The 23,483-nt window shown below is 41.7% G+C and carries 19 protein-coding genes and 1 tRNA gene; 12 read left to right on the top strand and 8 right to left on the bottom strand.

What is annotated here, in order from left to right; all coding sequences use genetic code 11:
• Window position 1 precedes the first annotated feature (1 nt).
• Window positions 2–2,272 (top strand): beta-glucosidase BglX, encoded by a 2,271-nt coding sequence (gene bglX, locus BDD43_RS23385; protein ID WP_121200270.1) that lies wholly within the window; start codon window positions 2–4, stop codon window positions 2,270–2,272.
• A gap of 27 nt (window positions 2,273–2,299) precedes the next feature.
• Here the strand turns inward: bglX and BDD43_RS23380 are convergent, their stop codons facing one another.
• Both BDD43_RS23380 and BDD43_RS23375 read right to left on the bottom strand, forming a co-directional pair.
• Complete coding sequence (locus BDD43_RS23380) at window positions 2,300–2,521, bottom strand: DUF6965 family protein (protein ID WP_121200268.1); 222 nt, start codon at window positions 2,519–2,521, stop codon at window positions 2,300–2,302.
• A 127-nt stretch (window positions 2,522–2,648) separates the two neighbouring features.
• Window positions 2,649–3,923 (bottom strand): Hsp70 family protein, encoded by a 1,275-nt coding sequence (locus tag BDD43_RS23375; RefSeq protein WP_121200266.1) that lies wholly within the window; start codon window positions 3,921–3,923, stop codon window positions 2,649–2,651.
• Between the two features lie 496 nt (window positions 3,924–4,419).
• Here BDD43_RS23375 and BDD43_RS23370 point away from each other — a divergent pair, with 496 nt between their 5' ends.
• Together BDD43_RS23370 and BDD43_RS23365 are read left to right on the top strand one after the other, a co-directional pair.
• Window positions 4,420–5,058, top strand: a complete 639-nt coding sequence (locus BDD43_RS23370; RefSeq protein ID WP_121200264.1) for a redoxin domain-containing protein — start codon at window positions 4,420–4,422, stop codon at window positions 5,056–5,058.
• A 63-nt stretch (window positions 5,059–5,121) separates the two neighbouring features.
• A tRNA-Cys gene (locus BDD43_RS23365) sits at window positions 5,122–5,192 on the top strand.
• A 58-nt stretch (window positions 5,193–5,250) separates the two neighbouring features.
• Here BDD43_RS23365 and BDD43_RS23360 read toward each other — a convergent pair.
• A complete protein-coding gene (locus BDD43_RS23360; protein WP_121200262.1) occupies window positions 5,251–6,498 on the bottom strand; it encodes a sensor histidine kinase in 1,248 nt (415 codons plus the stop codon).
• On the bottom strand, window positions 6,495–7,172 hold the full coding sequence (locus BDD43_RS23355; protein ID WP_121200260.1) for a response regulator transcription factor: 678 nt from the start codon (window positions 7,170–7,172) through the stop codon (window positions 6,495–6,497). The genes BDD43_RS23360 and BDD43_RS23355 overlap by 4 nt, the downstream gene beginning before the upstream one ends.
• 152 nt (window positions 7,173–7,324) lie before the next feature.
• On the opposite strand from BDD43_RS23355, the gene BDD43_RS23350 reads away from it, so the two are divergent.
• Complete coding sequence (locus BDD43_RS23350) at window positions 7,325–8,002, top strand: cytochrome b/b6 domain-containing protein (protein WP_121200257.1); 678 nt, start codon at window positions 7,325–7,327, stop codon at window positions 8,000–8,002.
• 69 nt (window positions 8,003–8,071) lie between these two features.
• On the opposite strand, the gene BDD43_RS23345 is transcribed toward BDD43_RS23350, so the two are convergent.
• Window positions 8,072–8,761: a VIT1/CCC1 transporter family protein gene (locus tag BDD43_RS23345; protein ID WP_211339720.1), complete on the bottom strand. Its 690-nt coding sequence runs from the start codon at window positions 8,759–8,761 to the stop codon at window positions 8,072–8,074.
• A 403-nt stretch (window positions 8,762–9,164) separates the two neighbouring features.
• Here BDD43_RS23345 and BDD43_RS23340 point away from each other — a divergent pair, with 403 nt between their 5' ends.
• The 7 genes from BDD43_RS23340 to BDD43_RS23310 are packed head-to-tail and all read left to right on the top strand — an operon-like array spanning window position 9,165 to window position 17,708.
• Complete coding sequence (locus BDD43_RS23340) at window positions 9,165–10,412, top strand: efflux RND transporter periplasmic adaptor subunit (protein WP_121200253.1); 1,248 nt, start codon at window positions 9,165–9,167, stop codon at window positions 10,410–10,412.
• A 1-nt stretch (window position 10,413) separates the two neighbouring features.
• Window positions 10,414–11,889: a TolC family protein gene (locus BDD43_RS23335; protein WP_121200251.1), complete on the top strand. Its 1,476-nt coding sequence runs from the start codon at window positions 10,414–10,416 to the stop codon at window positions 11,887–11,889.
• 10 nt (window positions 11,890–11,899) lie between these two features.
• Complete coding sequence (locus BDD43_RS23330; protein WP_121200249.1) at window positions 11,900–12,565, top strand: ABC transporter ATP-binding protein; 666 nt, start codon at window positions 11,900–11,902, stop codon at window positions 12,563–12,565.
• A gap of 8 nt (window positions 12,566–12,573) precedes the next feature.
• The gene (locus BDD43_RS23325; protein ID WP_121200247.1) at window positions 12,574–13,809 is read left to right on the top strand and encodes an ABC transporter permease; all 1,236 of its coding nucleotides are present in this window, start codon (window positions 12,574–12,576) and stop codon (window positions 13,807–13,809) included.
• Between the two features lie 31 nt (window positions 13,810–13,840).
• On the top strand, window positions 13,841–15,028 hold the full coding sequence (locus tag BDD43_RS23320) for an ABC transporter permease (RefSeq protein WP_121200245.1): 1,188 nt from the start codon (window positions 13,841–13,843) through the stop codon (window positions 15,026–15,028).
• Window positions 15,029–15,052: 24 nt separating this feature from the next.
• On the top strand, window positions 15,053–16,426 hold the full coding sequence (locus BDD43_RS23315; RefSeq protein ID WP_121200243.1) for a sigma-54-dependent transcriptional regulator: 1,374 nt from the start codon (window positions 15,053–15,055) through the stop codon (window positions 16,424–16,426).
• Complete coding sequence (locus BDD43_RS23310; RefSeq protein WP_246001758.1) at window positions 16,407–17,708, top strand: sensor histidine kinase; 1,302 nt, start codon at window positions 16,407–16,409, stop codon at window positions 17,706–17,708. Before BDD43_RS23315 ends, BDD43_RS23310 begins: the two co-directional genes overlap by 20 nt.
• Window positions 17,709–17,916: 208 nt before the next feature.
• Here the strand turns inward: BDD43_RS23310 and BDD43_RS23305 are convergent, their stop codons facing one another.
• Both BDD43_RS23305 and BDD43_RS23300 read right to left on the bottom strand, forming a co-directional pair.
• A complete protein-coding gene (locus tag BDD43_RS23305) occupies window positions 17,917–18,963 on the bottom strand; it encodes a glycoside hydrolase family 43 protein (RefSeq protein WP_121200239.1) in 1,047 nt (348 codons plus the stop codon).
• Between the two features lie 60 nt (window positions 18,964–19,023).
• On the bottom strand, window positions 19,024–20,976 hold the full coding sequence (locus tag BDD43_RS23300) for a sialate O-acetylesterase (protein ID WP_121200237.1): 1,953 nt from the start codon (window positions 20,974–20,976) through the stop codon (window positions 19,024–19,026).
• A 442-nt stretch (window positions 20,977–21,418) separates the two neighbouring features.
• Here BDD43_RS23300 and BDD43_RS23295 point away from each other — a divergent pair, with 442 nt between their 5' ends.
• Entirely contained in the window at window positions 21,419–22,261 is an 843-nt protein-coding gene (locus BDD43_RS23295) for a hypothetical protein (RefSeq protein ID WP_246001756.1), read from the top strand.
• On the opposite strand, the gene BDD43_RS23290 is transcribed toward BDD43_RS23295, so the two are convergent.
• Window positions 22,244–23,479 carry an exo-alpha-sialidase gene (locus tag BDD43_RS23290; protein ID WP_121200235.1) on the bottom strand — a complete coding sequence of 412 codons (1,236 nt, stop codon included), beginning with the start codon at window positions 23,477–23,479 and terminating at the stop codon, window positions 22,244–22,246. The two genes, BDD43_RS23295 and BDD43_RS23290, sit on opposite strands and share 18 nt — an antisense overlap.
• Window positions 23,480–23,483 lie beyond the last annotated feature (4 nt).

Raw genomic sequence — 23,483 nt, 5'->3', positions numbered from 1 at the left:
GATGCTGCTATTTCGTTCCAATTATCGCAAATGTTTCCTGCTGCTTATTTTACTTGCTTATGTAACCGGCTTAAACGCTCAAACATTTAAATCCGAGGCTAAAATTGCTATTCAACAAAAAGTTAACAAACTTTTAGCTAAAATGACGTTGGAAGAGAAAATTGGGCAGTTAAACCAATATGCCAGTTATAAAAATGCCACCGGGCCCATTAGCAGCACCGGTAACATGATTGACGAAATTAAACAAGGCAGAGTAGGCTCTATTTTGAAGGTAAACGGCGTTGCCGATACCCGTATTTATCAACAAGCCGCCATGCAGTCGCGCTTAAAAATACCGCTGCTATTTGGCGAAGATGTAATTCACGGCTACCGGATTACTTTTCCTATACCACTGGCCGAAGCCGCGAGCTGGGATATGGATGCAATAGGCTTCTCGGCAAGGCTTGCAGCTACCGAAGCAGCAGCATCCGGAATACAATGGGCGTTTGCACCAATGGTAGACATTAGCCGCGACCCCCGCTGGGGCAGGGTAATGGAAGGCGCAGGCGAAGACCCATACTTAGGGTCGCGAATAGCTATTGCGCGGGTTAAAGGTTTTCAGGGTAACGGCCTGGGCAGCCTTGATGCCGTTATGGCTTGTGCAAAACACTTTGCAGCTTATGGTGCAGCCATAGCTGGCCGCGATTACAATGCGGTTGATATGAGCGACAGAACACTTTGGGAAGTTTACCTGCCACCGTTTAAGGCGGCAGTTGACGCCGGGGCTGCAACTTTTATGAATAGTTTTAACGAGCTGAACGGCATACCGGCCACAGGTAATTCATACCTGCAGCGCAATATATTGAAGGGAAAGTGGGGTTTTGGCGGTTTTGTGGTGAGCGATTGGGGCTCGATACCCGAAATGGTAAACCATGGCTTTGTTAAAAATAACAGCGAAGCTGCACGGGTTGCTTTAAACGCCGGCAGCGATATGGATATGGAGGGCCGCAGTTATATCAACAATCTGCCAATACTGGTTAAAAGCGGCAGGGTATCAATAGCAACGGTAAACGATGCGGTGAAACGAATTTTAACTAAAAAGTTTGAGTTGGGTTTGTTTGCCGATCCTTTTCGTTTTTGTAACCAACAACGGGAAGCGGCTATAGTTAATTCGCCGTCTATCCGCAATGCGGCCAGGGCAGTTGCGCAAAAAAGTATGGTATTGTTAAAAAACGAAGGTAGCTTATTGCCGCTTGCAAAAAACTTAAAAACTATAGCTTTAATTGGTCCGCTGGTAAAAGCAAAAAAAGATATGAACGGCTTTTGGGCACTACCCTGGGGAGTTGCCCATGAAACCGAACCGGTTTCGCTTTTTGAGGGTGTACAAAATAAACTTGGCGGCCAAACTAAATTGCTATTTGCAAAAGGCTGCAATATTAACGATACATCGAAGGTTGATTTTGCTGAAGCCATAGCCACCGCTAAAAATGCCGATGTGGTTATTATGGCCATCGGCGAAAGCTATGATATGAGCGGAGAGGCCAAGAGCCGGTCAAACATTCATATACCCGGCGTGCAGGAAGAACTGGTTAAAGCCATACAAGCTACCGGCAAACCTGTTGTGGTATTGGTAATGGGAGGTAGGCCGCTGATATTTAACCAAACTGCCGATTGTGTGCCCGCTATACTATATACCTGGTGGCTGGGCGTTGAAGCAGGTAACGCTATGGCCGATGTTTTATTTGGTGACTATAACCCTTCTGGCAAATTGCCGATAACTTTCCCACAGTCTGAAGGGCAGATCCCGATTTATTACGCCACTAAAAATACAGGCCGACCATTGATAAACGATAATGACCGTGCTTACAAATCGGCTTATTTGGATGTATCAAACACGCCGAAATTTGCTTTCGGCTACGGCTTGAGTTACACAACCTTTAAATACAGTAACTTAAAATTAAGTGCAAAGGCTATCAATAATTTGCAATCAATAATTGCGTCGTTTACGGTAACCAATACCGGTAATTATGCAGGAGAAGAAGTTGCGCAGCTATACCTTCGTAACCGGGTAGCCAGTGTAACAAGGCCCGTTAAGGAGCTAAAAGACTTTTGTAAAATTAAACTCATGCCTTCGGAAAGTAAAACAATAACTTTTGTTATCAACAAGCAAAAGCTATCACTCTACAACCAACAAATGCAATGGGTTACCGAGCCCGGTATGTTTGGCGTGATGATAGGCAGTGCGTCGGACGATATCAGGTTGGTTGATGAATTTGAACTATTGAAAAGGTAAAGCAGCTTAGGCTTCACAGGCAACAATTTAAAAACGGGGTACCTCCTGGCCGCTAAAAGGTTTATCCAATGCTTTTTTTATCCTTAATAACCAAAAGCGGGCATTTTTATCGTCGGGGTTTTGTTTAAGCAGGTCAATATGCTGTTTAGCGTAGCGGGGTAATTCGTACTGTTTGGTGGCACGGTCTACCCTTAACATTTCGGGGAGGGTGGCATTTTCAAAATAAGCAATCAGTTCGGTATCAGTCATGCAGCAAAAGTAAAAAATAGTGGCTTTACCACCCTTGTTTATCCTATATCATTTATCAACGTTGGCGGGGGCGGGTAATTGCCAGGCGTAAAAGGTTTGGTTTTTACGTAAGCCCCGGTGCCAACTTTTAGTCTTCAAATAAATAGCTGCTGTAGGCCAGCCCTTTGGCTACGCTTTTGAAATTATCGCCCGAATTGAGGCTCACATGCGGAAACCTGTTTTTAAATAGTTTTTGAATGCTACCTACCATAGATGTGCCGCCTGTTAAAAAAAGGCTATCTATGTTTTTGGCATCAATGTTGTTTTGCAGCATAAAATCATCTAAATAGTTGGCAATGCGGTCAACGTCTTTAGCAATAATTTGCTCGTAAACATCAAGGGGTATTTCTTCCTCAATTTCAACCCCCATGTTATGGTAGCTAAAATTGGCAGTAACTGCGTTTGATAGTGTTATTTTAGCTTTTTCGATAGATTGAAAAACCGAATAGCCCAGGTTATTTTCGATAAGCGTAATGAGGTTTTTAAAGAGCCTGTTATTGCCCGAAAAATAATAGTAATCTTCAATATCTTTCTGGATGCGCAGCCCGTTAAAAAAATTCATTTGTTCCCACGAACAAATGTTGGCAAAAAGCGATTTGGGTACCGTAAGCACCTTGCCGGGAGTTGCTTCATACTGGGTGTGTTTGCCAAAATAGGGTGTTCCTTTTTCCCACATAAAAGCCGAGTCAAAACTATCTCCACCTATATAAATGCCGCCATTGGCCATCATATCATTTTTACGGTCTTTACTACCTACTTTTTCCGGGTCTAACACCAGGTAAGTAAAATCTGTTGTGCCTCCGCCCAAATCGGCTACCAATACGTTTTCTTTTTTAGCCAGGCTTTTTTCGTAGGCAAAGGCCGCGCCAATAGGCTCAAACTGGAAGCGCACGTTTTCGAAACCCGCAATAGCCGCCGCTTTATTAAGGCGGGTTTGTGCCAGGGTATCTTTTTGCACATTGTCGTCATCAAAAAAAACCGGGCGGCCAATAACTGCTTTGCGGCAGTCTTCACCCGTTAATATATCTGCCCGCTCTTTCAGTTCTTTTAAAATGAGGGCCACCAGGTCTGCAGCGTTGTAGCGCTTGTTGTGTATACGGGTTTCGGTAAAGCTGGTGCGCGATAATATTTGTTTTATTGATTTGATAAAGCGGCCTTTCATACCATCGTTAAGGTATGCCGCAATGGCCTCTTCGCCTACAACATAATTTTTTTCGCTTTTGGCGTCAAATTGGTGGAAGAAATAGATAAGCGAAGGGATGATGATGGTGCTGTGAATCTCTTTAGTTTCCTCGTCAAAAATAGCGAGGGCCGAGTTAGTTGTTCCAAAATCAATACCGTATAAAAACCTGTTATTAGCCATTGTGCGCAAACGTTAAATTTGAGGGGCGGCGAAAGTAAAAAAAAATAGCCTCAAAACGAAATTTTACTTGATTAGAACCAGCACAAAACGCATTTTATCATTGAGTACCATTTATATAACAGGCAAAAAAACTATCCTGTTGGATGGTTTTTTTGGTTGAAAAGAAAAAGCTGAAAAAATATTTTAAATAAAAACTATAAAGTCTACCTATTTTATAGAATATATATTATATTTGTAACATCATGTTTAAGCGAATAACAAATACAATTTATAAATCACCCGGAAACGGGGGATATATGTGTTGCTGTTGAGTTTCACCCGTCGCTTGTTTTCTGTTTCACTAACAAAAAGTTACATGTACCCATTTTATAAATTTCTAACAAACTATCCGTATTGGCAAAGTGAATATTACAAAGTAGTATTACGGCTAGCTGTATGTGGTGCTTAATTCTAATATCGCTATTAATCAATTATTGTAAATTTTTAATTATCCAAAATGTCATCTAAAACTAAATACCCATATTTTGATTCGCTCGAAATTTTGCTCGAAAACGATTTCGTATTTAAACCCTTTAAACCGCTTGTACCGGTAAAAGCAGGTAATATTGTTCCCGATTTTGCATTTTCAAAAGATTTTGGCCGGTGGCATCAATTTACCAACGGGGCAGATTCGCACGCGCTCATCCCTTTTGCTAAACTTAAAACTAAACCTGTTGTTATTGCCTTTTACTCGCAGCATTGGGGGCAACTGGCCATCGAGCAGCTTTTACGCCTAAACGAATTAAATAACGAAGTAAAAGCAATTGGCGGTAACCTGGTTGTTATTAGTCCTCAAAAAGAATCGCTTTTAAATAAATTGGCCTGGGAGCATAACCTGTCGTTAACGTTTTACTTTGACCCCAAAAATGAGATTGCCCAACACTTTAGGGTGTATAATGAGGATAGCCCTGTGTGGACTTTATTTTCGGGTGTTGACGAAAACGTGCCTTTATTGGCCACTTACGTAATTAACCCGTTAAAGCAAGTGGTTTACCATCACCTTGATCTTGATCTGGTAGAGAGTTTTTCAACAAATGATGTTTTAACATCTGTTTACGAGGCCGCAAATTACAGTAACGATCGTAAATCGGCTTAGGTTTACGGTATTGTTGAGATGGCACCACTTTACCATTGGTAATTTGAGTATTGTTTTTTTAATGGTCACATGGCCGAGCGGTTAGGCAAAGGTCTGCAAAACCTTCTACGGCGGTTCAAATCCGCCTGTGACCTCTGTGGCATTCTTTTTACGTTATCAGCAATTGTTACTTTACCCGTTAAAAGTAAAGTTTTAAAACACAATTTTAAACGAGTGCATAGCGTTTTGAAACGAATAGCTGATGGCCCAATGGTTTGAGCTGCAAATATTTTGCACAATGGTTAAGCCTAAACCGGTACCTTCGGAGTGTTTGCCTTTTTGAAAACGTAGAAATACATTTTCGGCATCAAGCGCTTGCAAACCACTATTCCTGAAAATTAGATACGTATCTGATAGATGAATATTAATTTCGCCATGATTAGCACTATGGCGTATGCTGTTACTAAACAAATTATTTAAAAGCATATCTATTAAATACTTGCTGGCCCTTATTTCTTTCCTTTTCAGGTCGGTTACAATGGTGAGTTGTTTTGAGGATATAAGTTCTTGAAATTGCCGCCCTTTTTCAATAAGTAGTTTTTCTAAATTAATAAGTTCTACATCATCTAGCAGGTTGTTTTCAATTTTAACTATCAGCAGCAACGATTGGTTTAAGCGGGATAGCTTATTGGTGGCTGCGTAAATATCGTTAATTTGTTTGTAGTGGGATGGTCTAAGGGTTTCGTCCTGGATGAGGGTATCGAGCTTAGAGGTAATAACGGCAAGGGGCGTCAGCATTTCGTGCGACGCGTTTTCGGTAAAATTTTTAAGATGCTGAAAGTCGGTTTTTACCCTGGATGCCATAATTTGAATGGCGTTATTAAGTTCGTTAAACTCATCAACATTGCTGTTTATCAGTTTAATATCAGTTGTTTCGGATACCTTAAACAGTTTGATTTGGTTGAGTAAAATATAAAATGGTTTCCATAAACCATTCAGCACAAATCGGTTTGTTAAAAACAAAATGATGAGCAGCACCGTCATTAACCCGAGGGTAATTGCGGCAATTATTTGTATTAAGTACTCTGTACTTTCTCTGGATATGGTTATGGTAACCTTGTAATACTCCTCATTTAACTTAATTAAGGCAGCAATAGTGCGCCCTGCCTCGTTTCGGTTCTCTTTTGGGTTTTTATAAACCGAATCGTAAAATTGGGTTTTGAAGCTTTTTTGTGTTGTTTTAAAAAAAAACGTTTGGTCTTCATCAAAGTCAACAGATTTAGGAAGTTGATGGTGCGCGTTTACATAGTCAATAACCTCTTCAAGTTCTTCAGATAAATCCTGGTCTATTTGGTTTTTAGAGATATAGCTTATTGCAAAAAAATACACTATTGCACCAAAAATTAAAACGGTAACTGTAGCAATTATACTGGCTTTGTTATAATGAGCAGAGAGTTTCATTCGGCACTAAATTTATAGCCAATACCATATACCGATTTCATGTAGTCTTTAGCGTTGGCCTCCAGTAACTTTTTCCGCAGGTTTTTTATGTGTGTGTAAATAAAATCGAAGTTATCGTGCATATCCATTTCATCGCCCCAAAGATGTTCGGCAATGGCTGTTTTAGAAATCACTTTACCTTTGTTGGCGATAAAATAAATTAACATATCGTATTCTTTTCGGGTAACATTTACCGGCATTTTATTAACTTCAATAACCCTGCCTAACAAATCAATTGATATTTCGTTGAATATTAAATGATTGCTTACCGCCAGGTTTTTTCTCCTAAAAATTGCCATTACCCTGGCTTTGAGTTCGGCTAAATGGAAAGGTTTGGTTAAATAATCGTCTGCGCCAATGTTAAGGCCCCTAATTTTGTCGTCTACCGAGTTTCTGGCCGATATAATTAGTACAGATTCTTCCTTTTTGTGAAGCTTTAAAAAATCTAACACAGCAAAGCCTTCACCGTCTGGCAGGCCAATATCCAGTAATATACAGTCATAATTATATAAGTGTAATTTGGCAATGGCATCTTTCAGGTTACTGCAGCTTTCACAAATATTTCCGTCTCCGCTAAAATACGAAGCGATATTTTCGTTAAGTGCTTTTTCGTCTTCTATGATTAGTATTTTCAATTTTTTTTAACAAATATATTATTCTAATTTGAAGTAATTCTGAAGCAGTTAATTGTTGCTTTTAGTTAAAAAAAACAAAACTTCAACATTGCTTCAACTTTGGTGTTTAGCTTAGTAACTAAAAGTTAAAATAAAAACCCTCACATAAAATTATGACCCTTATAGAACCTGTAAAACATGAAGATGCTGGTTATACCAAAGCAAAAAGTTATTCGGCCACTCTACGTTTATGGCACTGGGCCAATTTAATTGTCATAAGCGGCTCGTTAATTACAGTTTTAATAAATTCTACATTAACTAACAAGCATGCCAATGCTAAATTAATAAAAGCAGAATTTGCCCAATCGGGCGTAACGGTTAGCGATGGGCAGGCCCGCTCGGTTGCTCACGCCTTGGGTGATAAAACGTGGGAAATACATACCTATTTTGGCTATGGTTTAGCAGCTCTTTTTTTATTCCGTTTAATACTCGAGTTTTTTCAGGTTGCCGATCAAAAACTAATCAGAAAGCTAAAAATGGCCTACGCACAATTTAATACAATCAAAAAAAACAGGGAGCTGGCCAGGCACGATATTACCGTAAAATTTATTTATCTGCTTTTTTATGGGGTGCTTGCCGTTATGGTTATAACGGGGTTGTTTTTAGCGTTTGAAGACTTACTTGCACCTTATAAAGCCATAAGACATTCGGTTAAAGAGGTTCACGGCTTTTGTATGTACCTGGTGTTAGCCTTTATAGCAGTACATTTAATAGGTGTTTTTTTAGCAGAACGGAAAGAAGGAAAGGGAATAGTATCGGATATGATTAACGGAGGAGCCGTAAACCAATAAGTAAAAGCAAAGTGCTTTTACTTATTGGTTTAGCAGCATACTACAGTATTTTCGTTTTGTAAATTATCCTTATTTCCCGTTAATTAATTTGGCCATCATAAAGGCTGCTCCGGCGGCCAGGGCACCTATAATTACTACTTTAAATGCACCGCTAAAAGCAGGCTGCCCTGTCATTTTACTTTTAAAATAGCCGAATATAAAAAGGCATATCAGGGTGATACCGCACGAATAGTATAATGCAATTTGCGAATTGCTTTCTATTAAATAAGGCGATAATGGAATTATGCCGCCAATAATATAAGATAAGCCTATGGTAATTGCACTTTTGGTTGCGCGGTTAGCGTGAGGCTCTTCTAAGCCAAGTTCGTACCTCATCATAAAATCAACCCACTTTTTTTTATCCTTGCTCATCTCGTCGGCAATTTGCTGTTGCAAGGGTGCTGATAATCCAAAGTCGGCAAATACTTCCATCACCTCAATTTTTTCTTGTTCGGGTACTCTCTCAACCTCATCATATTCGCGTTTTAATTCCGATTGATAATGGTCTACCTCCGTTCTGCCGGCTAAAAAGCCGCCTAAACCCATGGCTATTGAGCCTGCCACTATTTCGGCAATGCCCGCCGTAACAACGATGCCCGACGAACTGATGGCTCCGCTTAAACCGGCAGCCAATGCAAATGGCACGGTTAGCCCATCGGACATGCCTATTACAATATCTCTAATAGTTTCTGAACTGGTAACGTGCTGCTCGTTGTGCATAGGTATTTAGGGAATGATTATTTAATAATTAGGCTTAATCTATTCTTTGTTATCAATATATGTATTTCCAAAATGCAAATTAAAAATCGAAAGTACCTCCCAAATCTAAAGTAAATCTGAAGATTATGGTATCTGATTTGGTAATAAAACAGATAGCTGTTTACCTCAATTTACTATTTTAAATTGGAGTGATAAGTTTTGATTACAAAGGTTTATAATTGATAGCCATCCAAAAGGTTATTGATGATAAGATAGCTTGGGATGTATTAAAACACGGCTGTGCTATATCGAAATATTTGTCCGGTATCGAACACTTTTTTAAAAGTTAAAAATCTTAACTGTCTTATTTTTAAGTAAATAACTCTGGTACGGCCATTGTAATTACTTGTTCAAAAAAACATCAATGGACAAGGAACTTTCGGCAGATATTGTAGCGAAAAGAAAGCATAAAAACATATTCATTATACTTACCTGCGGTGCCGTTGTGGTACTTGGCGTGTTGCTGTTACGCAGTTATTTAAAATCGACGGTAACCAAGGCCGAGATTATTACCGCCACGGTTGAAACAGGTAATATAGAAAACACCATTAATGCATCGGGCGAGGTATTGCCCGAGTTTGAAGAAATATTAACCAGCCCCATCAACGCGTCTATTAAAAGTGCCCTGATGGATGCCGGCAACAAAGTAAACTCAGGCCAGTCCATCCTTACGCTCGATAAATCGGTAAGCCAGGCCGAGTTTGAAAAGCTCAGGTTTCAGCTCGAATCCAAACAGAACGAGATCAGCAAATCAAAGCTCGATCTTAATAAAAGCTTCTTCGATATTAAATCCAATAATGATATTAAGCAACTGCACATCAGCAACCTTACCGATGCCGTTGAAAATGCCAAGCGCTTATTTAAAGCAGGCGGCGGCACCCGCGAAGGCATAGAGCAGGCTGAGTTAAACCTTAAAGTAGCGCAACTGGAAAAAAAGCAGCTCGAAAACGAAATAAAAAGTAAGCAGCAAACCATGCAAATTGAGATAAAGGAGGCCGAGATAGCAGCGGATATTCAACGCAACGATTTAAAGGCCCTGCAACGCAAGCTCAATTTGGCCAACATTGTGGCAACACGCAACGGAGTAATTACTTACGTTAATAAAAATATAGGTGCAAATATTAAAGAAGGCGAAACGCTGGCCCGCATTGCCGATTTAAGCAGCTTTAAAGTGGCCGGCAGTGTTGCCGATAACGCTATAGATGAACTACATGCCGGTACGCCCATTATTGTACGTATAAACGATGCGCAGTTGCGCGGCCATGTTACCAATGTATCGCCATCGGTGCAAAACGGTATTGTTTCTTTTGATATTCAGTTGGACGATCGTAATAACAAATTATTGCGCCCCAACATGAAGGTTGATGTTTACCTGGTTACCGCAACCCGTACAAAAATAATGCGGGTAGCTAACGGAGCCGCATTTAAGGGCCCCAGCGTACAGGATATTTTTGTGGTACACAATAACAAAGCCGAGAGGCGCACCGTACACATTGGCCTTGCCAATTTTGATTATGTTGAACTGCTTGACGGCGTTAAACCCGGCGATGTGGTAATCACGTCGGACATGAGCGCGTATAAGAACTCCCCCGAACTCACTATCGATAATTGATATGCAACCACTATACAAACGCTATATTTTTATTTTTTTACAGGTATTGTTGTTATGCGTAGGCGCAAAAGCCGCCCCGCTTACCGATACCGTGCGCCTCACCCTGCAACAAGTGGTTGAACTGGCAAAGCGGAATGCCATTGCCGCCAAGCAGGCCACCACCGTTCGCGAAACCAAATATTGGGAATGGCGTACTTTTAAATCAAACTATCAGCCGCAGTTGGCACTAAGCGGCACATTGCCGGGTTACAATAAAACCTACACCCAAATTGTGCAGCCCAACGGCAGCATCCTTTTTCAGCCGGTACATAACGATAACTCGTCGTTGGCACTAAACTTCAGCCAAAGCTTAACGGCAACCGGCGGCACCATTTACGGCACCACGCAATTGCAGCGTTTTGACGATTTTGACCGTAACAGCGTGCTTTACAATGGCGTGCCCTACGGCATTGGCTTTAGCCAGCCCTTGTTTCAGTTTAACAGTTTAAAGTGGGATAAAAAAATAGAACCCTTAAAGTACAACGAAAGCAAGCAGGCCTATATTGAGGCGCAGGAGCAAATATCCATCACGGTAACGGGTTATTTTTTCGATTTGCTGCTGGCGCAGGTAAACCAGCACCTTGCCGAGTTAAATTTAAACAATACCAATAACATATTACGTGTAGCCAATTTAAAGTTTGAATTGGGCAAAATATCTAAAAACGAGATACTACAGTTACAGTTAGAGCAGCTTAACGCTAAAAAGGCCGTAGGCACCGCTTTGCGCGATATGGAAATAGCCGCCCTAAACCTGCGCAGCTACACCGGCCAGGAAGGTACCGAAAAAATAGCGTTAGACGTGCCATCAACCTTTAGCGACATTAATGTATCGGCCGATAAGGTATTGGCCGAAGCTTTCGAAAACCGGTCGGACGCTATTGCTTTTGTTAGGCGTTTGGCCGAGGCCAGGCGCGATGTGGCCAAAGCCAAGGGCCAGAGCGGTTTAATAGCTACCCTATCGGCAAACATTGGCTTCTCAAACAGCGCAGCAACTATACCCGATTTGTACCGCTCGCCGCAAGACCAGCAGGTGGTACAGCTACAGTTTTCGGTGCCTATACTGGATTGGGGGCGGTCAAAATCTCGTACTAAAACTGCCGAGGCCATCGAGCAATTTACAACCTATGCCGTTGAGCAGGATAAGCAAACCTTTAAGCAGCAAATTATAACACAAGTTACCCTGTTTAACATGATGAAAGAACAGCTAACCTTAACTGCAAAAGCCGATAGCATTGCCAGCGAAAAATACCAGATAGCCCGCGAACGCTATGTGTTGGGCGATTTAAGTATTACCGACCTAAGCATTGCCTTTAAAGAGAACGACCAGGCCAAGCGCGATTATGTGGCATCCCTGCGCGATTTTTGGGGTGCTTATTACCAATTGCGCTACCTTTCGCTTTACGATTTTGAAAAACAACAAAAAATAACTTATAAATAAACTAAAACCGATGATACAATTAAAAAACATTGAAAAGGTGTACCGCACCAGCACCATAGAAACCCTGGCACTCAACAGCATTAGTATGGATATTGCCAAAGGCGAATTTTTATCTATTATGGGCCCTTCGGGCTGTGGTAAAAGCACGCTGCTTAATATTATGGGGCTGCTGGATGCGCCATCAAAAGGCGAGGTTAAAATTGCCGAGCAAACCATAGAGAGTTTTGGCGATAAGCAACTGGCGCAGTTTCGTAACACCAAGCTGGGTTTTATTTTTCAAAGCTACCATTTAATTAACGATTTGCATGTGCTTGATAATGTGGAACTACCCTTGTTATACCGCTCGTTATCAGCCTCCGAGCGGCGCCAACTGGCCAAAGAGGCATTGGAGAAAGTTGGCCTCAGCAACCGCATGAAACACTTCCCTACACAATTATCGGGTGGGCAAAAACAGCGTGTAGCTATAGCCCGCGCCATTGTGGGTAAACCCGAAATTATACTGGCCGACGAGCCAACCGGTAACCTGGATAGCGCAATGGGAAACGAGATTATGGAGATACTGATTAACCTAAACCGTAACGAAGGCACCACCATTGTAATGGTAACGCACGACGAAAATATGGCTAAAAAAACACACCGTTTGGTACGCTTATTTGATGGTTCACAAGTTCAATAATTAAAATTATGCTTAAAAATTATTTCAAAATAGCCATTGCGGTATTAAGGCGAAGAAAGTTTTTCACCTTTATTAGCCTGTTTGGCATCAGCTTTACGCTAACCATATTAATGGTTGCCACCGCTTTTATAAACAACCTGGTTAGCCCCGGCTACCCCGATACCAAGAGAGACCGCTCATTGTATATTACCCTTATCGAATTTACTTCAAATAAAGGCTGGCTTAACCGTAGCGGATCATCTTATTACTTTCTTACCCATTATGCAGGCACCCTAAAAACTGCCGAGAAGATTGGCATTGCATCGAGGGCGCATTCGTCAAACGCGTATGTGAACAATAAAAAGCTGGTGATAGATATTAAATACACCAACCAGGCCTATTGGGACATTGCCGAATTTCAATTTACAGAAGGCAAGCCCTACAACCAGGCTCAAATTAACCAGGCCCAGCGTGTAGCCGTAATTAGCGAGCGTACCAAGCTTGATTATTTTGGCGATGTACCCACCGTTGTGGGTAAATACATTGAGGCCGATAATATTCAGTACCGCGTAATAGGCGTGGTAAAAAGCGTGCCGGTAAGTTCGGAGGTGTTTTATGGCAACATGTATTTGCCCTATACAGTATCAAAGTCCGACTATCGCGATCATGGATATCAAGGCCCTTACTCGGCAATTTTGCTGGCGCCTACCGTTGCCGATGTACCCAAAATGCGCAACGAATACCAACAAATGGTACCTAAAATACCCATACCCGATAAAGATTTTGACCACATATACAGCAACGCCGATACCTATTTTGGCGGCCAGGTGAGGCAGTTAGCCGGGTCGGGCAGTAAATCTGGAATGGGTGTATTTATTGCCGGTGCCGGTTTGCTAACACTGCTGTTTTTGCTGTTGCCCACCATTAACCTGGTAAACATTAACATTACCCGCATTATGGAGCGCTCCAGCGAAATTGGGGTACGTAAAGCCTTTGGTGCATCGTCAAAAACGTTAGTGTACCAGTTTATTGTCGAAAACATTATCCTAACCGCTATTGGCGGGCTAATAGGCGTAATTTTATCAATACTGGTACTCCATTTTATAAACAGCCTTGCATTAATAAAAGACCTCACCCTTAGCCTTAACCTCACCGTTTTGTTTTACAGTTTGTTGGCATGCTTGTTTTTTGGTTTGCTATCCGGCGTTTACCCGGCCTGGCGCATGTCGCGCTTAAATGTGGTTACAGCTTTAAAGGCACAATAAAAATTATTCATTTTTTTAAAATCAACAAGCCATGTTTAAACACTTATTTAAACTAATCTGGAATAAAAAGAAACAAAACTCGCTACTCATAACCGAGATGCTTATCTCGTTTATGGTAATGTTTGCCGTGTTTACATTAATTGTAAACTATTACAGAAACTATAACACCCCGATGGGCTTTACATACAACCATGTATGGGCCGTAAATTATGACGATCACCAGCAATTTAAAAATACAGATTCGCTAACCCTTTATTACGAAACGCTGCGCAAAACCATCAAATCAATGCCACAAATAGTTGAGGTTAGTTTTGCCGGGGGTAACATACCTTTTTCCGATAACACCAATAGCACCGGTTTTACCTACAAGGGCCATCAAATTAGCCGCATTAATAACTACAAGGTAGGGGCAGGCTATAAGGATGTATTTGATATGAATGTATTGGAGGGCAGGTGGTTTAACAGCGGCGACAAGGCTGCCGCCCACCGCCCAGTTGTAATAAACGAAACCTTAAAAAACGAATTGTTTGGCAACGGCAGGGCCCTGGGCCAAATTATTGGCGATAGGGATAAAGAGAAAGGCAAATTGCAAATAATTGGCGTGGTGCAGGATATGAAAGACAAAGGCGATTACTATAAAGCGGGCCGGGCCATATTTAACCCAATTGATACCGGGGCTTTCCGCTATATCGGTCAAATGGTTATTAAAGTAACCCCTAATGCCGATGCCGCCTTTGAGAGCCGCCTGTATAAAACCTTAACCAATTACATGAAAACTGCGTCGGTAGAAATTGTACACCTGCCTTCCATGCGCCAGGATGTCAACAAATCCACCGTAATACCTATGGTTATTTTATTAACGGTGGCCGGTTTCCTCATCATTAACGTGGCATTAGGCTTGTTTGGCGTGCTTTGGTATAACATCAATAAACGCAAAGGCGAAATTGGCCTTCGCCGCGCAATAGGCGCCAGCGGCAATGCGGTATCGGGGCAAATAGTGGCCGAATCATTGGTGCTGGCTTCGCTATCCTTAATAGTAGGCGCATTTTTTGCTGTGCAGTTTCCGCTACTGCATGTGTTTGATTTGGCCGCCGGGGTATATATTACCGCTATAATACTGGCCATTGTATTTATTTATTTGCTGGTGCTGGTTTGCTCGCTTTATCCGGGTAGGCAGGCTGCGGCAATTTATCCGGCTGTTGCCTTGCACGAGGAATAATTTTACGATCTTGAGCCGAAATTTATGATACTGATAATTGACGATGATATAGCGGTACGCACCTCGCTGGTGCTGTTGTTTGAAAGCAACGGTTACGGTGTTTGCGTAGCAAGTGGCCCCGCCGAAGCTTTAAAAATTGTTAACCGGCAAACCGTTGAACTTATCATTCTCGACCTCAATTACTCGGCTGATACATCTGGTAAAGAGGGGATGGCACTGCTGTTTAAGCTTAAACAACAGTATGCCGCCATCCCTGTTATATTGATAACCGGCTGGGGCAGTATTGAACTGGCCGTGCAGGGCATGAAAGCCGGAGCCAATGATTTTATTAATAAACCCTGGAACAACGAGCATTTGTTGCAATCGGTAAAAACATTGCTGGATCTGCAAGATAAAAAAGCGGAGCACCGCACCCGTCGCGAACTGGATAAAACCTATAATTTTAAACATATTGTTGGCCAAGATGCGCAAATATTGAATATACTGGAAACTATTGGCCGTGTGGCCGATACCGGCGCATCCATTTTGATAATGGGCGAAAGTGGCACCGGTAAAGAGTTAATTGCCGAAGCTATTCATCAAAACAGTGCGCGCCGTAATAAACCCTTTGTTAAAGTTAACCTTGGCGGTATATCAACCTCCCTGTTTGAAAGTGAGATGTTTGGGCACATGCGCGGCGCATTTACCGACGCCCGTTTTGATAGGGTTGGTCGTTTTGAAATGGCTAACAAAGGAACTATTTTTTTAGATGAGATAGGCGACCTGGATGCCAGCAGCCAGGTTAAACTATTACGTGTTTTGCAAGACAGAACTTACGAAGTATTGGGAAGCAGCCGCACCAAAGCTGTAGATATACGCGTGGTTTGCGCCACCAATAAAAACCTTGACGAAATGGTAAACCGCGGCACATTTAGGGAAGACCTTTTATACCGCATTAACCTCATCACCATTAATTTGCCGCCCCTGCGTAAACGGCCCGCAGATATACCTTTGCTGGTAAGCTTTTTTGTAGATAATTTAAAAGAAATTTACAACCGCCCTTTACTTAGTGTTAACCGTAATGCCATCAAATGGTTGCAGCAATTACCTTTACCGGGTAATATACGCCAGTTAAAAAACCTGGTTGAACGCACCATTTTGATAAGTAAAAAAGATGAGTTGAATATTGAGGATTTTCAAACACAACTGGAAAGCTCACCGGTAAAAAGAGGAGATACACAGTTGCCCGGCGTTGGCACATTAACTTTAGAAGAAGTTGAGGTAGCAATGATAAAGCGCGCTATGGAATATCATAAAAATAAAATATCGCGGGCGGCGGCATCATTGGGCATAACCCGCAGTGCGTTATACCGCCGATTGGATAAATACCAAATTCCTTATGATGAAACTGAGGACTAAGTATATTTTGTTTGTTGCTATTTTGCACTTAGTTACCCTGGTACTTACTTGGTTTATTTTTACCGAAAAAAAGATATACTTTATCGCATCGGAAGCACTTATCATTGTTTCTTTGGTGATTGCTACCCAACTTTACAGCCAACTCATTAAACCGCTTAAATACCTGATGCAAGGCATCGAAGCCATTAAAGACCGCGACTTTAATGTTAAGTTTTTAACTACCGGGAAACACGAGGTAGACCAACTGATAACAGTATACAACCAAATGATAGATGAGTTGCGGGTTGAGCGCACGCGGCAGGAGCAACAGCATTTTTTTTTAGAAAAGCTTATCTATACATCGCCAACGGGTATTATAATTTTAAACCATGACCACGGGATTGAACATCTTAACCCAAAAGCTTTAGAAATATTAGGTGCCGATGCTGCTCAATTACAGGGTTTTTTAATTGACCAATTGCCCCAGCCCTTGTTTAAAAATATCCGGAATTTGCCTGTAGGCGAAGCCCGGGTTGTAAAGCCGGATGGCATGAGCACCTTTAAATTGCAAAAAGCACATTTTATTGACCGGGGTTTTTCGAGGCAATTTATAATGATAGAAGAACTAACGGCGGAGATTTTGGCTGCCGAAAAAAATGTGTATGGCAAAGTAATACGGATGATGGCTCACGAAGTAAATAATACCATTGGGCCGGTAAATTCTATCATGCAATCGGCGCTTATTACGCACCAGCTTTGGGCAAATCATCAGTTTAATTCGATTAAGGATGCCTTGCAGGTTGCTGTCGATCGTAACCAAAACCTCAATTTATTTATGCGCAATTTTGCCGAACTGGTTAAACTGCCATTGCCCAATAAACAACGCATTAATTTAAATACACTTTTAAGTAACGTAGTTAATTTAATGAGTTTGCAGGCAGGGGCCAAAAATATTGAGTTGATATTTAACCTGCCCGCCCAACCCATTTACATTATGGCCGACGAACAGCTATTGGAGCAGGCCATTATAAACATTGTTAAAAACAGTATTGAAGCAATTGATGAGATTGGAACTATTGAGCTTAGTGTAAATGAAGTTGAAAAAACCGTAACGATAACAGATACAGGCAGCGGTATATTTGATGATGATGTTGCCAATTTGTTTTCGCCTTTTTACAGTACCAAAAAAGACGGACAAGGCATAGGCCTTACCCTGGTTAGGGAAATTTTGTTAAGCCATGGCTGGCAGTTTTCGCTCAAAACCGTTGGTTTCCGGCAAACGGTATTTTCTATCAGTTATTAACCAAAGCCTTTTTTAATACAGAGTTTGTAAACAGGCAACCTTAATGGCCGGATTGGTATTTAAAATAGCACTTTGGTTGCCAGGTGCTATTTTTTGGCTCGCTCAATAGCGTAAAGTTTTAACAATTTGTTTGCATAAATAACAAAGCACCTTCTGGTTAACAGATAGGTGCTTTGTTACATGTTTAACTTTTTACGGGTTAACCTTATTACGGGTTTATCATTTTAATGGTACCGTTGGCGTTGTGGTATAATTGTGTAACCTTAACATTCCTGAGGTGTGTTTTTCCGGATAGTTGGGTATCGTGGTAAAAAATGTACCATTTGCCCTTAAATTTAATAATAGAGTGGTGGGTTGTCCAGCCTTGTACGGGTTGCATAAAGTGGCCGGCATATACAAACGGACCCATTGGCGTTTTACCTATGGCGTAGGCCAGGTAATGCGTGTCGCCGGTTGAATAGGTTAAGTAATATTTGCCATTAAATTTATGCATCCACGAGCCTTCAAAAAAGCGGCGGTCGTGATCTTTTCCGGTAAGTTGTTTGCCTGCGCTATCAACAATTAAAGCATTTTTTACAGTGCCGCTAAACTCAAGCATATTGCCATTTAATTTAGCTACCTGGCAGCTAATTGCCGGTGCATCATCTTTCTGCCAATCGGTTTTAGATCCGTTAGCATCATATTTTCCATTTTTCCATCGCTGTAACTGGCCGCCCCATATACCACCAAAATACATGTATGTGCTGCCATCATCGTCAACAAATACAGCCGGATCAATACTAAAGCTGCCTGCAATGGGTTTTGGCTGTGCCTTAAACGGCCCGGCCGGATTTTTTGAAGTGGCTACACCAATATGAAAAACGTCGCTTTTATCTTTAACCGGGAAGTATAAAAAATAGGTTCCGTTTTTATAAGCTGCATCTGGCGCCCAAAGTTGCCTGCCTGCCCAGGGTATGTTTTTAATATCCAGTGCCACGCCATGGTCGGTCACCGGGCCGCCAATACGGTCTAACGATAAAATGTGGTAATCGCGCATGTTAAAATGGTCGCCGTTATCGTTCTCCGGTATGCCCGATTCAATATCGTGCGATGGATAAATGTAAATTTTTCCATTAAAAACGTGGGCAGATGGATCGGCCGTGTAAATGGTTGAAATGAGCGGTTGGGCAAGGTACTTTGGTTTTTGCTGTGCCGAAACAGATACACTCGCAAGCAGCGAGGTACACAACAATAGTGCTGATGTAGTTTTAAACATGAGTTTACTTATTGGTTTATAAATATGGATTTAGTTTTTAATGTTGTTGCTTATCAAAAGTTAAAGTTCATCGGTACTAAAGGGCGAAGCGGGCAAACCTTCGTTGTTATACAGGTTGGCACCTTCGGGGTTGTCGGCCCAGGCATAGCGCACGTAAGCAGGGGAGGGTACTTGCTCGCTCCAAACCATAACTTTATCGCCCTGTATTTTAGCTTTGGCCCATACAAACCTTTTATCTGCACCGGCAATGGCAAATTGCGAAAGCTCGCCGCCACCGTTAACTGCAAGGCCGCTGCCCACGTTGGTAAAACTGATAACTATGGCAGAACCTTCCTTTTTTGAAGATTGATACAATGGCCCGCCCGAAACCAGGCTGGCATCGCCATAAGCTAATTTTTGAGCCAATAGTGCAAGCCTGTCGCCAACTACTTTTTTATTGAGGGGGTGTATGTCGTTCCATTCGCCGCCATCAATTGTTACAGCCATTGCGGTATTGGGTACATCAAGCGTTTGCCTTTGGGCCTCCCGTAATTGCGCCCATTGGCTCTCTGACGGGGAGTACTGCACTTCCATAAAGTTGGGTAGTTGGGCGTATAAAAACGGCGAGTTTGGTACGCCCCATTTTTCGCGCCAATTGGCTATTAAAGCAGGTAGTAACTGTTTGTACTCTTTTGGGTTTGATGTGTTTGCTTCGCCCTGGTACCACACAAAGCCCTTTATGGCGTAGTTTATAGCCGGAGCAACCATGGTGTTGTATAGGCCAGAAGGCTCGTTTTGTGCCGAAAAAGGTGGCGGCTGCATAGTGCCGGGTACCGGTGGCGGGTAAACAAGGCCAACCTGGTATTTCCAATCGCCACGTAAATCAATGTTTGTTTCGCCGCAGCTAAGTTGGTAGGTTTTATCGGGTACAAAACCGCCTTTTCCGCTTGTATTTATTAAGCGCACCACAATAATGTTTTTTCCTGGTTTTAATATCCCTTCGGCAACGGTGTAGCGGCGGGGCGGGTATTGGTAAGTAATATTGCCAACTTTTATACCGTTAACGTAAGTTTCGTCGGCATCAACTATACGGCCCAAAAATAGTTTAGCGGCCTTGCCTGCCAGGTTTGCGGGTAAATCAATTTCTTTTCTAAACCATACCACGCCATTTAACCCTTTTACACCCTCATCTGCCCAGTAGCCTGGCAGCCAAAAGTTATGCCAGCCCTTAGGTTGGTAAGCGGTATCAAACCATTTAATTGGCCCGGTTAAGCCTTGGTCGGTAAGGGTAGGTTGCGGTGCGCCGCTATAAGTTTTATTTGGCGGATGTATGAGGTTGTTTAAAAATGCGGTGTCTTTTAGCTGTTTGAGCCTGCCAGCGTAGGGCTGGATGTTTTTTATCCCTTCGGCACTTATCCATGCCTGAATAGGTGTACCCCCAACACTCGAATTGATAATACCTATTGGCACATGATATTTTAGATACAGTTGTTTAGCAAAAAAATAAGACGCGGCACCAAAAGCAAGCACATTTTGCGGGTCGGCCTTCATCCATTTTCCAGGAGGTAAATCGGCGTGTATATTGCTTACGTCTGACAAGGTAGGAACGAAAAAGTTGCGGATATCTGGAAAGTTAGCCGTCGCTATCTCGTCAGGGTATTTTTCTTTTACCCGCTCCATAGGCACCGCCATGTTTGATTGGCCCGAACAAAACCAAACATCGCCAACCATAACATCGCTAAGCTGTATATGGTTTGTGCCCTGTATATCTAACATATAAGGGCCACCGGCTTTTAGTGCAGGCAATTTAATAGTCCATGTACCACTTAGGGCTGTTGTTGTGTGGTAGGTTTTATTTAACAATTTTATTGTTACTTTTTCGCCGGCATTTGCCCATCCCCATAGGGTAATTTCGCGGTCGCGCTGTAGCACCATACCGTTGGCAACAAGCTGCGGTAAGCGAATTTGGCATTCACTTTTAAAACCAGCGCATAGTAAAAAGGCTATTAAAAGTAATTTAGGATGATTTTTCATGTTGTAATCGGTTGCATAAATATAATACAAATTGATGATTGTTCATAATAGTGCATTTTTTTTAAGCTTTTAAACAATAATGGAGGTAATGAAGAGGTGCGTTTTTTGCTTTAAATTTCTGCAATCGATTACTAGAAGTGCATGTTTTTAGCATTCAAAAAGGAGTGTTTTTATAATGAGACAAGAGGTTTCGTTTCTAAGTTTTAAATAACAAAAAATGGATGGTAAAATAATAAAACATGCAGTTAAACGCATGCTGTTATATTTAACTGCACAGTTAACAAGTTAAGCTGCTAAGCCATCAAAATTAGCCCTTGTCACAGTTAACTGGTAAAAGCTCAATCAAAGCGTTTTGATATTCTAAACAGCTTTTTAAAGCAGATAGTCAATCCAAAATATTATATTTAGAACAAATTCCCCTATTAATTTAAAACAATCGATATTGATACGTAAAAATATTGTAATAGCGCCGTGCGGTAATAAAACGCCTGTTTTTAAAGATTATTGGTTAAGTGGCGGCCACGAACGCAATTTTGATTTGTGTTTGTTGTTCTATCATGCTGATATTGATGAACCTGACCTGTATGCTGAGGCTGATTATTTTTTTCATTTAAAAAACTTTAAGTTTAAAATGATCCACGAGCTACTAACGGTTATCAAACCGGAGTGGCTGGGCCAATACGAATATTTTTATTTTATTGACGATGATATTGCTATCGACACCCTGAGCATTAACAAAATGTTTGATACCGCCCGGGCGTTAGATTTATGGATAGCACAGGCATCGTTAACAAGTGACTCGCATTGTAGCTGGCCCATTTTAATGCACAACCCCGATTGCTATTTGCGTTTTATGGGTCAGGTTGAAGTTATGGCACCTTTATTTAACCGTTTTGCTCTTGAAAAATGTATGCCGTCGTTCATTGTAAATGAATCGTCGTGGGGTTTAGATTCTGTTTGGAGTAAAATGTTAGATTACCCAACCAACAAATTAGCCGTTATAGATGCCATACAAATGAAACATCTAAACCCGGTGGGTGGCGGTGAGCTTTATAAAAAAATAAATGAAGACCCGCACGAATCATGGGATGCTGTTGTAGAAGAGTTTGGTGCCACAAAAAACTCGTTTACGGAACACGGTAGATTTTTGATAGTTGACCGGAAAAGAAACCGTGTTTTAAGAATGTTTAATAAAATGAGCGAAAAAATAGATAAAACAAAGCAAGCCTACCTGGATTACGGTCTATCATACAGAATAAAGAACAGGTTAGGGATAAAAATATAACCTGGTAGCCGCGTTATGCAAGTTTTGCATTGATGCAACCGTTAATATATACGCCGTTAGCCGGATTTGCCTGGTTATCTGATTGATTTTGAAACGGATAACCTCGATAGATTCTTTTTGGCGCGAAACGATAACGTACATATAACCATTGCTGATGATGGTATGCGGATAACCATACTGGCCGCCTTTCCATAAACCGGGCTGTTTAAGCTGGTATAATTGGTTTGCTATAATATAATGGTGGTTAAATAGTTTTCCATCATCGGCAATGCTCAAAACCAATGGGTTACGGTTGTAATGGTGCAGGGTATCTGGTATGCCTACGTAATACTTACGGCCATCGGGCAGGGTGCCGAAATGAAATTTGCTATCATTATCGCTAAAGGCTGTTTCTATGGGTTTGCTCCAGGTTTGGGCATTGTCGGTACTTTCGGTTAGCCATAAGCGGCCTTTCCAGCCTTTGCCTGTTACGCGGAGTAGCATGTGTATCACGTTATCGCTTGTTTGATAAAAAGAACCTTCGCATAATGGCGGGTATCCATTTTTAACCGAGGGTGCGTAAAACGCCGATGAGTTATCCTGAGTATAAAGCGAATCGGCATAAAAGCTGCTTAATTTCCATCCGGAAATGCCGCGTGGGTCGTCGGTGTATGGAAATAAAAAGTTACCGCTGATGAGCAGCCTTCCACTTTTTAAAGCCTGCGGACCGTGGTTGGGTATCAGGGGAACATGCAAATCAATGGGCTCGCTCCAGTGTTCGCCATCGGTGGTGGTTTTGGCCCATAGTTTTGTGTTTTTACGATGTTTCGTGTATTCGCCAAAGTAGGCCACTAAAGTACCTTTGTACTGGTATAAACCTGCTGCGGTAAGCACGTTTAAAGTATCGTTAGTTTTGGCTGGATTTGCCAATACTTTAATGGGCGACCAATGCACAAAATCGGCACTAACGGCATATACTACTCTTTGCCCCGGCGAATCCTCGTCTTTTATTCCGTTTGACCATAAAGCGTAATACTTATGATTAAAATAACTGATAGCGGGGTGGTGATTATACAACCAGCTATTACCCGGCGTGTAAATCATACTACGCTCAATTTGCAACTGCGGCAAACCTGCATCACTAATATAATTATTACGTATAGCGCCTTGCTGTGCAAAAGCAGTTAAACTTTGCAAGCCTGCAAAAATACAGAAAGCTAATTTGGCGGCCTTTATCATAATC

The sequence above is a fragment of the Mucilaginibacter gracilis genome, from assembly GCF_003633615.1.
In the GTDB taxonomy this organism is placed as follows: Bacteria; Bacteroidota; Bacteroidia; order Sphingobacteriales; family Sphingobacteriaceae; genus Mucilaginibacter; species Mucilaginibacter gracilis.
The sequence above is the reverse complement of the archived record's forward strand: the minus strand, read 5'-3'. Positions and strand labels throughout refer to the sequence as shown.

Coding starts and splice junctions, on each gene's coding strand:
- BDD43_RS23290 (WP_121200235.1), bottom strand. CDS start 23,479: ATGATAAAGGCCGCCAAATTAGCTTTCTGTATTTTTGCAGGCTTGCAA.
- BDD43_RS23305 (WP_121200239.1), bottom strand. CDS start 18,963: ATGTTTAAAACTACATCAGCACTATTGTTGTGTACCTCGCTGCTTGCG.
- BDD43_RS23380 (WP_121200268.1), bottom strand. CDS start 2,521: ATGACTGATACCGAACTGATTGCTTATTTTGAAAATGCCACCCTCCCC.
- bglX (WP_121200270.1), top strand. CDS start 2: ATGCTGCTATTTCGTTCCAATTATCGCAAATGTTTCCTGCTGCTTATT.
- BDD43_RS23330 (WP_121200249.1), top strand. CDS start 11,900: ATGATACAATTAAAAAACATTGAAAAGGTGTACCGCACCAGCACCATA.
- BDD43_RS23325 (WP_121200247.1), top strand. CDS start 12,574: ATGCTTAAAAATTATTTCAAAATAGCCATTGCGGTATTAAGGCGAAGA.
- BDD43_RS23370 (WP_121200264.1), top strand. CDS start 4,420: ATGTCATCTAAAACTAAATACCCATATTTTGATTCGCTCGAAATTTTG.
- BDD43_RS23310 (WP_246001758.1), top strand. CDS start 16,407: ATGATGAAACTGAGGACTAAGTATATTTTGTTTGTTGCTATTTTGCAC.
- BDD43_RS23320 (WP_121200245.1), top strand. CDS start 13,841: ATGTTTAAACACTTATTTAAACTAATCTGGAATAAAAAGAAACAAAAC.
- BDD43_RS23340 (WP_121200253.1), top strand. CDS start 9,165: ATGGACAAGGAACTTTCGGCAGATATTGTAGCGAAAAGAAAGCATAAA.
- BDD43_RS23335 (WP_121200251.1), top strand. CDS start 10,414: ATGCAACCACTATACAAACGCTATATTTTTATTTTTTTACAGGTATTG.
- BDD43_RS23300 (WP_121200237.1), bottom strand. CDS start 20,976: ATGAAAAATCATCCTAAATTACTTTTAATAGCCTTTTTACTATGCGCT.
- BDD43_RS23375 (WP_121200266.1), bottom strand. CDS start 3,923: ATGGCTAATAACAGGTTTTTATACGGTATTGATTTTGGAACAACTAAC.
- BDD43_RS23345 (WP_211339720.1), bottom strand. CDS start 8,761: ATGCACAACGAGCAGCACGTTACCAGTTCAGAAACTATTAGAGATATT.
- BDD43_RS23315 (WP_121200243.1), top strand. CDS start 15,053: ATGATACTGATAATTGACGATGATATAGCGGTACGCACCTCGCTGGTG.
- BDD43_RS23360 (WP_121200262.1), bottom strand. CDS start 6,498: ATGAAACTCTCTGCTCATTATAACAAAGCCAGTATAATTGCTACAGTT.
- BDD43_RS23350 (WP_121200257.1), top strand. CDS start 7,325: ATGACCCTTATAGAACCTGTAAAACATGAAGATGCTGGTTATACCAAA.